The sequence below is a fragment of the Psychroflexus lacisalsi genome, from assembly GCF_020164495.1.
In the GTDB taxonomy this organism is placed as follows: domain Bacteria; phylum Bacteroidota; class Bacteroidia; order Flavobacteriales; family Flavobacteriaceae; genus Psychroflexus; species Psychroflexus lacisalsi.
Window position 1 is genome coordinate 83,883 of sequence record NZ_JAIQYZ010000007.1, and the last position, 14,775, is coordinate 98,657.

Genomic DNA, 14,775 nt, shown 5'->3' on the forward strand with positions numbered 1-14,775 from the left:
TGATTTATTATTCAGAATGATAAAGTATATCGAACGCCAAGTGGTTTTGTTTGATAGTATTGAAGATGCCGCCTTTTCAAGTTTCAAAAAACAAAAAATCGAAAACGTATTACAACCCGGTAACGCAAATTACCAAGATCTTATTGAACACCTGAAAAACTTTAGCTCTAGAGTGGTCTTTACCGCTCATCCTACACAATTTTACCCCAACAATGTGCAAGGAATAATGCATGAACTTCGCAATGCCGTTCAAATAGATAGCATTACAAAAATTGATAACATCCTTCAACAGCTAGCTTATACTCCGTTTATTAATAGAGAAAAGCCCACCCCACTTGAAGAAGCACAAAGTATCATATTTTACTTGAGATATGTTTATTATGAAACACTAGGCAAAATCTATCACCAAATTGGAAAAGCTGCCAATTTACCTCCAGACTTCAACCCAAATTTGCTGGAAATGGGGTTTTGGCCAGGCGGCGACCGAGACGGAAATCCATTTGTAACCAAAGAAACTACTTATGAAGTAGCAACTCAATTGCGGATTACTATCATGAAATGTTATTATAACCACCTGAAAGTTTTGATGCGTAAACTCACTTTTAGGGAAGTTAATGAACCTCTGAATAAACTAAAACGCAAATTATACAAGCAAATTTTCAAGAAAAAAACAAGTTTAAAGTCTGAAGAAATTCTCTCAATCATGTATCATGTAAGAAAGTTGGTTGAGGACAAGTACCAGTCTTTGAATATCGACTTAATCGATGATTTTATTGGAAGAGTGCACCTCTTTGGAAATCACTTTGCAACTTTAGATATCCGTCAGGATAGTAGCATTCATAACCAAGTAATCGCTGAAATTTTCAAAAAAGAATTTAATGTAAATTATAACGACTTGTCTTCAGAAGAAAAATTGGAATACTTAACAAAAGAGTCGTTAGAAATAAATTCAGCCGATTATTCGGGTGACTTGGTCGTAGACACTATAGAAAATGTATATCAAGTCCGGGACATCCAAGAACTGAATGGGCAGAGGGGTTTACATCGCTATATCATTTCCAATTCTGAAAGCATTTTCGATGTTTTACATGTGTATGCTCTTTTCAAGTATTGCGGATATAAGGAAGAAGATATCCAGATAGACATTGTCCCTTTATTTGAAACTATGGACGGCATGGACAACTCTGAATCTGTGATGAGAGCGCTTTATGACAATGAAATTTATAAATCACATTTGCGTAAAAGAAACAAGGAACAGCACATCATGTTAGGATTTTCAGACGGCACCAAGGATGGCGGCTATCTGAAAGCTAACTGGGAAATTTACAGAACCAAAGAGCGCTTAACAACTTTATCAAGACAAGAAGGTTATCAAGTTGTGTTTTTTGATGGTCGTGGAGGACCACCAGCGCGCGGTGGAGGAAAAACACATCAATTTTACGCTGCTCAAGGCAACGAAATTGCAAACGAAAAGATTCAGTTGACTATCCAGGGACAAACAATTACCAGTGTTTTTGGAACTCATGAACAGGCAACTTACAATTTTGAACAACTGCTTCTGGCGGGAGTAAAATCTAAACAAAGTAAAAGCTGGAAGCCAAATCATAAGGAATTACTTACCGAACTAGCTGATAAAAGTTACGAGAAATACATAAGTCTAAAGGAACACGAGTTGTTCATTCCTTATTTGGAAGAAATGACAACCCTTAGGTACTATGGAGCCACAAACATATGCAGTAGACCAACTAAAAGAAATCAAAATGCCAAACTTCAATTAAAAGATTTGAGAGCCATACCATTTGTAGGATCCTGGGGGTTGATAAGGCAAAATGTACCGGGGTATTACGGACTTGGAACAGCACTTAATACTTATGCAGATCAATTTCATGTGGTTGAAGACCTTTACGAACACTCAGCCTTTTTTAGATCTCTTATTTTGAATAGCATCATGTCAATGAAAAAATCATATTTCCCGTTGACATCCTACATGAAAAATAATAAAAAATATGGAAAGTTCTGGATGAATTTACGCGAGGAATATGAACTTACAAAAAAACTTGTTCTTAAATTGACAAAACAGAACGAATTAATGGAAAACGAAGAACTAGCAAGAAAATCTATAAGTATGCGTGAAGATATTATTCTACCTCTACTTAGTATACAACAGTACGCCTTGCAAAAAATCCAAGAGGATGATCCTAATAAAGAGATTTATGAGAAAATGGTAATTCGAGCTTTATTTGGAAATATCAACGCAAGCAGAAATTCTGCTTAAGTAGTATTTTGAATTAAAATCAAAGCCTAAAAAATGCTTTTTTCTATTCAATCGCGGCCGAGAAGTTGATAGTTCATCTTGATTGCGATTTAATATTTTCATTAGAACTGAAATAAAAAAAATCAAATATTTCGTTTAATAACCAAAAAATAACACTTTGAATTTATCCTATTGGGAACAACATACGTGGTTTGATAATGTAGATTTTTGTATAGTGGGAAGTGGGATTGTGGGTTTATCCTGTGCGCTACAACTTAGAAAGAAACACCCTAAAGCAAAAATTCTCATTTTGGAAAAAGGAATTTTACCACAAGGGGCAAGCACCAAAAACGCTGGCTTTGCTTGTTTTGGCAGCGCCAGTGAATTGCTTTCAGACATGAAAAATCACACTAAAGAAGAGCTGCTAAATTTAGTACAAAAACGCGTTGATGGCCTGGAATCATTAAAATCTACGCTTGGAGAAAAACAGATTGACTTCCGGCAACATGGCGGATATGAGGTTTTTCTGAAAAAAAACGAAGACACTTTTGAAAATTGCGAAGCTAATTTACAAATGTTCAATGAACTGCTTCATCCTGTCTTCAAAGCAAACACTTTTAAATTGAAAATTAATAATTTTGGCTTTAAAAATACTTTACCCAATTTGATTTTCAATCCTTTTGAAGGACAAATCGATACAGGTAAAATGATGCAAGCTCTGTTGAAAAAAGCTCAGTCTGAGGGCATTTCAATTTTAAATTCGATTGAAGTCAAATCATTTTCAACTGAAGCAGAATCTGTTCATATACAACTTGAAGATTTTGATTTTAAAGCAAAATATCTTCTTATTGCGACCAATGCATTTGCCTCTGAATTATTAGAGCTCAATGTCACTCCAGCTAGGAATCAAGTTTTAATTACCAAACCTATTCCGAATTCATCTATTAAGGGTACTTTCCATCTGGATGAAGGTTTTTACTACTTTAGAAATATACACAACAGGATATTACTTGGTGGTGGTAGAAATCTGGACAGTGATGGCGAAACAACCTCCGTTTTGGAAACTACTACGCGTATTCAAAATGCTTTGGAAGATTTGCTTAAAGATGTGATTTTACCTGATTACAATTTTGAAATCGATCAGCGATGGAGTGGGATTTTAGGAGTTGGACAACAGAAAAGTCCAATCATAAAGCCGATATCGAATCGGGTGTTCTGTGCAGTTCGACTCGGTGGAATGGGTGTTGCCATAGGCAGCAGCGTAGGCAAGGAATTGGCAGATCTGGTTGACTAAAAGGCATTTACAATAACTTCCTGCAAAAAATTAAGAATTTACAGTCCTGACTTTTCTAAAGCTTCGGTTTTTTCCTTAATTGCTTTTTATCAGAATGCTGTTTTTTCTTCTGAAGACGTTTTAATTTTGAAGATCTTGAGGGTTTAGTTTTAATTCGCTTTTTCGGTTTCTGAAGCGCTTTTTTAAGCAAGTCTTCCAGCATCGCTACCGCCAGTTTTTTGTTTTGAAGTTGACTTCGCGTTTTGGCAACGCTTACTTTAAGTTCACCTTCAGAATTGATTCTGGAAGCTAGTTTACTTTGGATTAAGGCTTTTTGAGATTCGGAAAAAACAGCTGAAGATGAAGGATGCCAGGTAATGATAACTTTGGTTTCCGTTTTATTGACGTGTTGTCCGCCAGGCCCACCACTTAAAGCAAATTGAAACTGAAGCTCATTATATAATACCTTGGTGTTAAACATCAGTTTTGGGTTGATGACCAGGCTTGAGAAGATCTACCACAGTTTTCACTGGATTAAAACTTTCCGCAGGAACTTCGACAAAAACCGTATTCCAAAAAGCCATTCCGCCATTCCAAAGTCCAGGCAATTCGAGCGCTTTTATAGCTTCACCTCCAACAAACTTCTTGGCAATAAAGCCTTTATTGACATCTACAAATTGCTTCAAATCAAAAGCTTCACCTTTATAATTTTTCAAACTGCAAACAATATCCACAGGATTAAAATGCGTTGAAGCCTCTAATTTTTCTTTCTGATCTTGCTGAGTTAAATCGACCTGAGACTTTTCTATAATTTGCAAAGAAATACTATCATCTTCATTTTTAATCCAGAACGGGCCGCCACCTGGTGCTCCCTCATTCACAACCATTCCACATACTCTTATAGGCCTGTTAAGGTAATGAACAATTTCATCCCTGTTTTTAAAATCTACGTGTATATTCAAATCGTTCTTCAAAAAAGTGACAGCTTCCTGAATTACCTCTTCACTAACGGACTCTTTATTAAGGTTCTCTAAAAGTGAAAATGCTTTGTTTTGCAACTGAATCAGTAAGCCTGCAAGAACTGATTTATATTCCAAAGAGGATTGACCAGCTTCTAAAGCTGGATCTTGATGAGCGACATTATCTATGTTTTTTATGAATATAATATCCGAATCAAGCTGATTCAAATTATCGACTAAGGCTCCATGACCGGCAGGACGAAACAAGATTTTATTATTCTCATCTTTAAAAATTTCACCATTGGAGTCCAGGCAAATCGTATCTGTCGAAGAATGCTGAAAAGAAAAATCAACCTCAAAACTAATTCCTGTTTCCTCTTCAATCTTAGGCTGAAAGTCTTTCAGTTTATTTTTGAATCTATCAATATGATTTGTAGAAATCGTAAAATGAAGTTTCGCTTTACCATTTTTTACAGCGTAATTTGTGGCTTCGTAAAAGTGCTCTTCAAATGCTGATAACTTTTCTTGAGGATACTTATGAAATGGAATAAGTCCTTTTGGTAAATCTGCCATCTGGAAGCCCTCTTTAGTTAGCATTTGTTTAGCTAATTCAAAAGCATTTGTTCCTCGTGACAACTCGTCAAAGTCTACACCTCTGCCTTTTAATGCTAGAATCAAGTCCTCATAAAAAGCAATATGCTCTATGGAATCAAAAAATACTTTTAAATCCTTAAATTTTTCTTCTTTTAAAAAGTTTTCAAAACTAAAAGTAGTAGTCGGGTATTCGTCCAAAAACTGATGAAGGGATCTAAACATTCTCGAGGCTGCACCACTCGCCGGAACGAATTTTAATACCTGTAAGGCAGACTGTTTATAAGCTTTAATTAATTCTTTTTTTTCTTTTGTGCTTAATTTCAAAATCCCATCACCCAAAGTGGCCGGCTTTACGATTTCAAGGTTTGGAAAACCTTTTTCAAAATGTTGTAGATCTTTCTCAATTTTTTGAACAGATTGATCATGATCATTTAGATGAGAGAGGTCGTCAGGATTGAAGTTCATAATTAAATTATAGAGTTTTAATAATAGATTTGGCTTTTTGTAAACGTTGCTTCAAATCACCCTTTAAAGTTGTAAAAGGTAGATTTTTTTGGATGAGCGTATTTTCAAATATACTAAACATTTCAATTCTCTCCTCGGGTTTATCTCGCAAATCGTCGGCTACCCAAGGAGTGTCTATATAAGTAAGGAAATAATAAGTGTACTCGTGTTGTTCTACACATTGCTCTAAAGCAGCATTTTGAAAGTCTTCAAAATAGACTTTAGCGTAAGTAAGTGTCTGTAAAACATTGGTATCACAAAAAAGATAATTTCTTGCTTTTTTTGCTGATTTATTTTCCATCTGGATTTGACCTTTTGCAATGGGAATAAGGTCTGAAGGCGCACAAACTTCAGCAGAATTGTTGTACTTCTCCTGCAGATATTCTCTGGCAAACTCAGGAACCCATTCGGTGTTGTACTCCTCTGCTAAGGCTTCAGCTAAGCTGGACTTACCAGAAGATTCAGGACCAAAAAGGACTATTTTAATAAGTTTGCTTTGGGTTTGTTTAAGTTCTTCTTCCATTCTAAATATCCGTAAACAGCAATGATAGTAAAAAGTATGAATTGAAATGATGTAAACGTAAGGCCTTTATAGTAATATAGGGGTATTGAAATGAAATCACCAATAATCCAGTAAATCCAATTCTCTAGTCTTTTCTTGGCCATCAACCACATTCCCACAAAGAAAATAGAGGTCGTTATAACATCCATGTAAGTAACCCAACCATCCCATTTATCGAATACTTCGTAAATTACACAAACAAAGATAGCGGTTGCTATAAAAAGAAAAATGGACTTGATGTTTTCTCTAGCTGAGGCTCTTTCTATTGGTATAAAATGCGAATCGTCAACTTTTCTTGTCCAGAGGTACCAACCGTACACACTCATCGTAAAATAATAAGCATTTATCATCATATCGCCCAAAAGACTATATTGGTAAAGGATGTAGACAAAGATCAAAGTGCTGATAATTCCAGTTGGAAACACTAAAATGTTATCTTTTTTAGAAAATAAAACACTCAAAAAGCCAAAGACTATGGCAATGACTTCTAAAACTATATAATGAGTGGGCGTATTTTCATATTCTGAAAATAACCAATCAAAAATGTGGCTCATAATCGCTTCTATCAGATTTCACTAGTTTCATGTGCAGCAAGCCTCGATCCATGGCTTCAAAAGCAATTTCCACTTCGTCCTTCAAAATCTGCATCACTTTATCATATTCTCCATAAACTTGGGTGCTCAACGGATTTTCTAGAACTGTAAGTCCTGAGTTTCTCAAGGATTTTATAAAATCTATGATAATCGGTTCATAGTCGTCCTGTATTGGAGTCAAGGTTAATTCTACTGAAATTTTCATAGCTTATATTTTCGAGTCACAAGATTACTATTTTTTATAAGAAGATTAAAGACTAACGCAAGTTTCATTTTCACACTTGGAGAATCATAGTAATAACAAAAAAGATGTCAGGGCGATGCCCATTGTTGTTGTGAATAGACTATCCTTCAGAAGAATCCGATTAAGGCGGAGAAATTATGAATCTCCCTTGTCGAAATGACAAATCCTACTTTAAGAGCCTGTCTGACAGCAAAAGCAGATGAAATAACAAGCAACAAAAAAGCCAGGAATTTTAAAAAATTCCTGGCTTTTACTCTAATCTATTTTCAATATCTAATCTGCCAGAATACTTCTGGAAATGACTATTTTTTGAATCTCAGAAGTTCCTTCATAAATCTGAGTGATCTTAGCATCTCTCATCAATCGCTCTACGTGGTATTCTTTTACATATCCATTACCACCGTGAACTTGTACTGCTTCAACAGTGACATCCATCGCGACTTGAGAAGCATACAACTTCGCCATCGCACCAGAAAGATCATAGTTTTCACCATTATCCTTGTCCCAGGCTGCTTTCATTACCATGTGTCTCGCCGCTTCAATACTTGTGTGCATATCTGCTAGTTTGAAAGCGATAGCCTGGTGATTCATGATTTCTGTACCAAAAGCCTTTCTGATTTTTGAATAAGCTTTAGCCATTTCGTAAGCACCAGCTGCAATACCGAGAGCTTGCGCTGCAATACCAATTCTTCCGCCTGCAAGGGTTTTCATGGCAAATTTGAATCCGAATCCGTCTTCACCAATTCTATTTTCTTTAGGAACCTTTACATCGTTGAAAGTCAAAGAGTGCGTATCACTTCCACGAATTCCCATCTTTTGTTCCTTCGGACCTATCTCAAATCCTTCCATTCCCTTTTCAAGAATAAAAGCGTTGATTCCTCTGTGTTTTTTCTCTTTATCGGTATGCGCAATGACTAGATAAATATCAGCAGAACCTCCGTTGGTAATCCAGTTTTTGGTTCCGTTGATCACATAATGATCGCCTTTATCTATTGCTGTTGTTTTTTGTGAAGTCGCATCACTACCAGCTTCAGGTTCACTTAAACAAAAAGCTCCAATTTTTTCACCTGTAGTTAATTGCGTTAAGTATTTTTTCTTTTGTTCTTCATTACCGTAAGTATCCAAACCCCAGCAGACTAAAGAGTTATTTACAGAAACAACAACAGAAGCCGAAGCATCGATTTTGGACAATTCTTCCATCGCCAGAACATACGAAACCGTATCCATTCCACCACCACCATACTCTGGTGACGCCATCATTCCCATAAAACCGAGTTCTCCTAATTTTTTGATTTGCTCTTTTGGGAACTCTTGCTTCTCATCACGCTCAATGACTCCAGGTTTCAATTCATTATTAGCGAAATCTCTCGCCGCCTGGCGTATCATTTCATGTTCTTCTGTCAACTTAAAATCCATATAATTATTATTTCAGTTTTATTAAAAATTTGACACAAATATAGGGTTTACTTACATATTTTTCAGCGTAAGGTTTCATAAATTAAGATTAATGTAAAATATAGATGAGTGGAGATATTCACAGAATAATCAAAAGCATTATATTAATTTTGAATACTTAGAACGAGCATATGAAAACTTACTCTGTCATCGGCGTCATGTCTGGCACCTCACTAGACGGTATTGATCTTTTGCATTGCACAATTACAGCGGGGACTTCTTTCTCTTTTGAAATTCATACTGCCAGTACTTATGCATATTCTTCTGCTTGGAAAGAAAAGTTAGCTCATGCTCACACCTGGCCTTTAGAAAAAATTAAAGCACTTGACGAAGACTATACAATTCTGTTATCTGAATATATCAACCGATTTATCAACGACAAAAATGTATCCGGACTTGATTTTATAGCATCTCATGGGCATACGATCTTGCATCAACCTGAAAATCAATTCACTTATCAAATTGGTAATCTTCCAAAACTAGCCAAGCTAACAACACAAAAAGTTATCTGCGATTTCAGAGTTCAGGATGTGGAACTTGGTGGACAAGGCGCTCCTTTGGTTCCTATTGGTGATCGGTTGCTTTTCGGTGAGTTTGATGCCTGCGTAAATTTAGGCGGTTTTTCAAATATTTCTTCTGAAAAAAATGGACAGTGTATTGCTTACGATATTTGCCCTCTCAACAAAGTGCTAAATCCTTATGCCAACAAACTAGGGAAAGAATTTGATGAGAGTGGTTCTATCGCAAGGACTTCAGTTGTAAATCTGGGGCTTTTAGATCAACTCGATCAGCTTCAGTATTATTCCAAACCCTGGCCAAAATCACTAGGTATCGAATGGTTGGAAGCTGAATTTCTGCCCCTATTAAATTTAGCAGAATTAAATTCCGAAGAAATTATAGCTACCTGTACCCAACATTTCGCCCATCAAATTGCAAAAGCCATTTCCAGCCATAAACGTGTTCTTTTTACAGGAGGCGGTGCCTTCAACAATTATTTAATGGAACAGATTTCTAAAGCAACCGATGCTGAATTGATTCTCCCAGACCCTGATATCATCAACTACAAAGAAGCATTGATTTTTGGGCTTTTGGGCGTACTGAAAGACAGAGGAGAAATCAATAATTTAGCCTCTGTTACTGGCGCTTCTAGAAATCATTGTTCTGGTAAAATTTATTGCCCTTAAAAGAGTAGGTTTTTTTATAAGCTATACACAAATCTAAAGGTCACAAACCGAGGTTGAATAAATGTTTGTGAGGTAAATACCGAAACATTATTAGCAGAGTTTATTACCTGAGCGTCAATATCCAAAATATTGGTAGCCTTAATTTCATATTCCCAATTTGAGTCTTTGTCTTTTCTGTAGGACAATCTTGCATCCCAAGTCTGAAAGGATTGAGATTGCCCATTGGCCTGTTTTTGTGTGGTATAGGCGTAATTGGTTCTAAAAGTAAGCTTCTTCCAAATGTAAGCATCAAAATCAACAGAAGGTGAATTCCTAGTGAATGTGGTTTCACGACTCCCTTGGTTATTATTGGTAATGCTATATGCATAACTTAAACTTATGTTTGGAGCAACCCGAAAATTAGTCCTTAGGGCAGGTGTATAAGTTTGAGTAAACCCTTCGTTCAAGGATTGCTGACCTTGGATAAACTGGTTAATTTTGGTATAGTTATAATTAGTATTAAGAGTTGCTCTTATTTTACCAAAAGTCTTTTGTATCCTACCAAAAGCACTAAAAGTTTCATCTGCAAAATTTGAGTTGAAAAAGGTACTCGTCCTTATAATACTTTCAAAATTAGTAAGGCTTCGAATTTGATCAATATTATTGGAGTAGGCTAAACGCGCAAATACATTGGTGTAGTTGAATAAATTAAAACTACTGTAGAGTAAACTCAGATTATGTGAAAGTGCATTCTGTAGGTCTGGCTCACCAAACTGTATGCTGTTAAAACTATTCAAAACAATTCCTTCTGCCAGTCGGGTGACATCTGTAAACTGATTTCGCATTTCATACCTGAATGTTAAGGATTCGCTTTTTTTAAACTGGACACGGGTCTCAAAATCTGGTAGAAGACGAAAAAAGTTATCTTCATAAGTTTCACCAAACTGGATATTTTTATTCCCATAGGCATGGAGTGAAAAACCTGGAGTAATAGTAAATTTTCCTGTTTTAAGTCTATAATGTGCTCCTAAATAGATGTCACTAAAATTATATATAACGTCATTTTCGGCTAAACCATTATTGAAATTAGGAGTAGGTGCCAATGGCTCTCCATCTTCTAAAAACTGAAATAGATTAGAATCAAATTTCTGCTGACTTATAATCGTGCCTAAGGTTAGGTTAAGATTACTTACTGAATTTAGAATATTGTAATAGTCTAATTTAGCATCAATTTGGTTAGATTTAATACGCCTGTTTTGACCAATATCATAATTATCCATTGTATTATCGAGCCCCAAGGCATTGGCTGTATTATCAAAGGCATCTGTATCTGCATCAGGATCATTGTCTAGTCTAGCATTGTAAAACGGATCTTCATCTTTGATAACATGCTGTGCTTCAAAAGCGAATATGTTATCTGCATTTAAGGTGTAGTAATAGTTTAAACTTTGATTTATACTGAAAGGCTTCACCTCCTCAACTTGTTGAGTATTCCCAATAACTGAAGAAAAAGCGTTTTGATTCTGTCTATCGTTAGAAATACGACCTAGAACATCATAGTCCAATTGATTGTTCACGTTGGGTTGATAGGAAGCACTTAATTTGACTAAACCTTGGTCTGAACGCTCAATATTTGATCTATCTGTGTCTTCATCAGGGATGCCTAACTCAGGGTTTGTATATTGTACAGAACTGGTTTCTCTTGAAAGAATTTGAGATGAATTCAAAATCACAAAACCGCTTAGGTCTAAAGATGCTTGAGGAGAATAACTAAAGTTTGCTGTAGCTAGCTGATTTTCTATTTCTATAGCATTGTTTTGACTGGTTAAGAACCCCAAACCGTTGTCACCAAGATTTATGTCGGTCCCACTGCTCTGGCTTGGTGATCTAAATCCTCCACCAAAACCTCTTATATCCCTTCGGGTAAGTGCCAGTTCTCCAATATTATTAAGGTCACCGATAAAATTGATGGTATATTCTGGACTATAGTAGAATAATTTGGGCTGAAGTAAATAAAGCCCACCGTCTGGCGAAGCACCTCCACCTAAAGTAACATCCCCAAACCAAAAGTTTTCCTTACCTTCTTTTAGCTTGATATTCATCGCTACATTATCTTGGTTATTTCTCACTCCGCTCAATTGGTTGACTTCAGAATAGTTTCTTAATACTTGTATTTTATCAACAGCGTTAGATGGAATATTTTTAGTACCTAATTTGGTATCGCCATCAAAAAAGTCTTTCCCATTAACCATCAATTTGTTGACCACTTTACCTTCCACTTCAATTTGACCATCTTCATTGATCTCTACTCCTGGCAAATTTTTAATAATATCCTCTAACTTTCTTTCAGAACCGTTCTTAAATGAATCTGCATCATAAATTAGGGTATCTCCTTGTACTTTAACTGGAATTTTGTAATTCAACGTGACTTCATCAAGTGAATTCTCCAGTCTAAGACTGTAGTTTTTGGTAATATCTTTATCCTCTGTAGATAAACTATCTTTAAGAGTTTCCATACCCACATAACTTACTTGGATGTTATAAGTTTGATATTTTTGTAGCTTGAGTTTAAATTCACCTTCAGTATTTGTAATACCATAAGATTCTAAAGCGAGAGTTTCTTTGTTTATAGCAACTACATTTGCTAATTCTAAAGGTGTTTTCAGGCTATCTACAACCTTCCCTTCAAATTTAAGCTGTCCATAGGACAAACTTACTCCACATAAGAAGAGGATACAGAAGATTCTTTGCATGTTTAATATTTAAAAAAAGGGAAGTGAAACGAAAGATTTTATCCTCTTGGTCGACCTCGGTTATTTCTCATTTCTGTCATCTTTTTGATGATCGTTTCCTTGTAATCAATTTTGGTGATTTTTTTGCCTTTATCAGGTGCTTCAATTTCAATTTTTTCGTCAGGATTAAGTTGTAATTCTGAACAAAGCATAACAGTATCACCATAACTCACCTCCAATATCAAACCAGGGAGTCCCCAGTATTCTGCAGGACCATGACTTACAGGGATTTGTGGAGTATACCATGCTTCTATAAGGGTCATTTCTATTTCTTCATTCTCACCTTCACTAGCTTCTGCTTGACGAAGTTCATTCCATGAAAAATTATACCATTCTAAATTATCTTTAGGAACAGATGCAACAGCCTTAAAGCAAGTGTACTTCCCTATTTGTTTGGTTTCATTACCTAATTGCCAATTGATAGGTTCTAGTTTATCAACTACCAAGAATTTTTTACCATAAAATTCTTGGCTTTGCACTAGCTGGTTATCTTTAACGTTTTTATACTGCTTACCTCTCGAAAAATTTTTCCCCCAAGTATCCGTTGCTCCAGATATAGCGTCTAACTTTTCCTCTTCTTCAAAAACGGAAGCTTCTTTATTGAATTCTAAAACAAAAGTCTTGTTCAATCTGTTTTTTAAACGGTCTTTTATTTGCTTTTTTTGAGCTTCACTCATTCGGGCTCCCCAATTACCTAAATCCATTTTTGATTTTGCAATATAAATGGCTTTGCCTTGGAATTCATTCGAAACAGGCTTAAATGAAAATAAAGTAATAAAAATTGTAGCTATAAGAAGAGTAGACGTTAATTTGAAAACAGAAATCATTATAAATTGTTTTAAATTGTTTAACAAGAATAAACTAATTTTAAACAAGTCTGTTTGATTTACCAAAACATTAACAGCGCATAACTAATTTCAACTATTAGTATATTGACTATTTGGAAATCAACGTTTTGTATACTTTGACTGATGCTTTTTAAGATCACTCTTCTGGAAAAAATTTTTTGACTTAATAGATTTTTTAGAATTATTGAAGCTTAAATTAATAGTGCCTTAGTGAATCTTTATATTTGCGCCCAAATCAACAAAAGGTAGAGATTTCTTATGAAAGAACTTTTAAATAAATACGAAGATAAGGCCCCTGAAATAGTGTTTCACTGGAGAGATTCTGAAACGGAAGCTGAAGGCTGGACGGTCATCAACTCTCTAAGAGGCGGTGCTGCTGGTGGCGGTACACGAATGCGGGAAGGACTCAACGAAAACGAGGTCTTGTCTTTGGCTAAAACCATGGAAATCAAATTCACAGTTTCCGGGCCAGACATTGGCGGAGCAAAATCTGGCATTAACTTCAACCCTGAAGATCCTAGGAAACAAGCGGTTTTGGAACGCTGGTATAAAGCGGTTTCACCTTTGCTGAAAAGTTATTACGGCACTGGAGGCGACTTGAATGTCGACGAAATTAACGAGGTGATTCCCATTACAGAAAGCTGCGGCGTCTGGCATCCGCAGGAAGGCGTCTTCAACGGGCATTTCCAACCAACGGAAGCCGACAAAATCAATAGAATTGGGCAATTGCGTCAAGGAGTTATTAAAGTGATAGAAAACACAGATTATACGCCTGACGTTTTGAGAAAATATACAGTTGCCGATATGTGTACGGGCTTTGGAGTAGCAGAATCTTCAAGACATTTTTACAACATTTACGGAGGAGATGTGAATGGTAAAAAAGCCATCATCCAGGGATTTGGAAACGTTGGTTCTGCTGCCGCTTTTTATTTAGCAAAAATGGGGGTCAAAATCATAGGAATTCTGGATAGAGATGGCGGACTCATTAACGAAGAGGGGTATACGTTTGAAGAAATAAAAGATCTGTTTTTGGCTAAAGATGGAAACACTTTACAAAGTCCAGATTTGATTCCTTTTGAAGAAGCCAATGAGAGATTCTGGTCGCTCGGTGCAGAAATTTTTGCGCCTTGTGCCGCTTCGCGATTGATACAAAAAGATCAAATTGATAATTTGGTAGAGCATGGTCTGGAAATGATATCCTGCGGGGCTAATGTGCCTTTTGCAGATAAGGAAATTTTCTTTGGACCTATTATGGAATATGCCGACCAAAAGGCGAGTGTCATTCCAGACTTTATTGCCAACTGCGGGATGGCAAGGGTCTTTGCCTACTTTATGGAGCGTAAAGTTTTAATGACCGATGAAGCAATTTTCAATGATATTTCTGTGACTATTAAAAATGCAATTCAACAGACCTTTGAAAACAATAATGACAAAAAACACATCAGTAAAGTCGCTTTTGAAATCGCACTAAAACAATTGGTCTAAAGCTGAAATACTTATCTAGTGATAAAATTAATTGTTTACTTTAGCGTTA

At 35.9% G+C, this 14,775-nt stretch carries 12 protein-coding genes; 4 read left to right on the plus strand and 8 right to left on the minus strand.

The features are described 5' to 3' along the window. The first annotated feature begins 16 nt into the window (after positions 1–16). A complete protein-coding gene (locus tag LB449_RS13445; protein WP_317196228.1) occupies positions 17–2,275 on the plus strand; it encodes a phosphoenolpyruvate carboxylase in 2,259 nt (752 codons plus the stop codon). 157 nt (positions 2,276–2,432) lie between these two features. Next, positions 2,433–3,548 carry an NAD(P)/FAD-dependent oxidoreductase gene (locus LB449_RS13450; protein WP_224455640.1) on the plus strand — a complete coding sequence of 372 codons (1,116 nt, stop codon included), beginning with the start codon at positions 2,433–2,435 and terminating at the stop codon, positions 3,546–3,548. Between the two features lie 55 nt (positions 3,549–3,603). Here LB449_RS13450 and arfB read toward each other — a convergent pair whose 3' ends face one another. The 6 genes from arfB to LB449_RS13480 all read right to left on the minus strand — a co-directional run bounded on the left by arfB (position 3,604) and on the right by LB449_RS13480 (position 8,399). Continuing rightward, positions 3,604–4,008, minus strand: a complete 405-nt coding sequence (gene arfB, locus LB449_RS13455) for an alternative ribosome rescue aminoacyl-tRNA hydrolase ArfB (protein ID WP_224455641.1) — start codon at positions 4,006–4,008, stop codon at positions 3,604–3,606. Beyond that, positions 4,001–5,545, minus strand: coding sequence for a DUF4301 family protein (locus LB449_RS13460; RefSeq protein ID WP_224455642.1), 1,545 nt, complete (start codon positions 5,543–5,545; stop codon positions 4,001–4,003). Before LB449_RS13460 ends, arfB begins: the two co-directional genes overlap by 8 nt. Before the next feature lie 7 nt (positions 5,546–5,552). Further along, the gene (locus tag LB449_RS13465; RefSeq protein WP_224455643.1) at positions 5,553–6,107 is read right to left on the minus strand and encodes an AAA family ATPase; all 555 of its coding nucleotides are present in this window, start codon (positions 6,105–6,107) and stop codon (positions 5,553–5,555) included. After that, a complete protein-coding gene (gene pnuC / locus LB449_RS13470; RefSeq protein ID WP_224455644.1) occupies positions 6,062–6,700 on the minus strand; it encodes a nicotinamide riboside transporter PnuC in 639 nt (212 codons plus the stop codon). The genes LB449_RS13465 and pnuC overlap by 46 nt, the downstream gene beginning before the upstream one ends. Further along, positions 6,684–6,944, minus strand: a complete 261-nt coding sequence (locus tag LB449_RS13475; protein ID WP_224455645.1) for a thiamine-binding protein — start codon at positions 6,942–6,944, stop codon at positions 6,684–6,686. Before LB449_RS13475 ends, pnuC begins: the two co-directional genes overlap by 17 nt. A 312-nt stretch (positions 6,945–7,256) precedes the next feature. Then, positions 7,257–8,399, minus strand: coding sequence for an acyl-CoA dehydrogenase family protein (locus LB449_RS13480; protein WP_224455646.1), 1,143 nt, complete (start codon positions 8,397–8,399; stop codon positions 7,257–7,259). 170 nt (positions 8,400–8,569) lie between these two features. On the opposite strand from LB449_RS13480, the gene LB449_RS13485 reads away from it, so the two are divergent. Further along, the gene (locus tag LB449_RS13485; RefSeq protein ID WP_224455647.1) at positions 8,570–9,622 is read left to right on the plus strand and encodes an anhydro-N-acetylmuramic acid kinase; all 1,053 of its coding nucleotides are present in this window, start codon (positions 8,570–8,572) and stop codon (positions 9,620–9,622) included. A 14-nt stretch (positions 9,623–9,636) separates the two neighbouring features. On the opposite strand, the gene LB449_RS13490 is transcribed toward LB449_RS13485, so the two are convergent. Continuing rightward, positions 9,637–12,354 carry a carboxypeptidase-like regulatory domain-containing protein gene (locus LB449_RS13490; RefSeq protein ID WP_224455648.1) on the minus strand — a complete coding sequence of 906 codons (2,718 nt, stop codon included), beginning with the start codon at positions 12,352–12,354 and terminating at the stop codon, positions 9,637–9,639. Positions 12,355–12,392: 38 nt separating this feature from the next. After that, positions 12,393–13,220 (minus strand): GLPGLI family protein, encoded by an 828-nt coding sequence (locus LB449_RS13495; RefSeq protein ID WP_224455649.1) that lies wholly within the window; start codon positions 13,218–13,220, stop codon positions 12,393–12,395. A 279-nt stretch (positions 13,221–13,499) separates the two neighbouring features. Between LB449_RS13495 and LB449_RS13500 the strand changes: the two genes are divergently transcribed. Further along, the gene (locus LB449_RS13500; protein WP_224455650.1) at positions 13,500–14,726 is read left to right on the plus strand and encodes a Glu/Leu/Phe/Val dehydrogenase dimerization domain-containing protein; all 1,227 of its coding nucleotides are present in this window, start codon (positions 13,500–13,502) and stop codon (positions 14,724–14,726) included. The last annotated feature ends 49 nt before the right edge of the window (positions 14,727–14,775 follow it).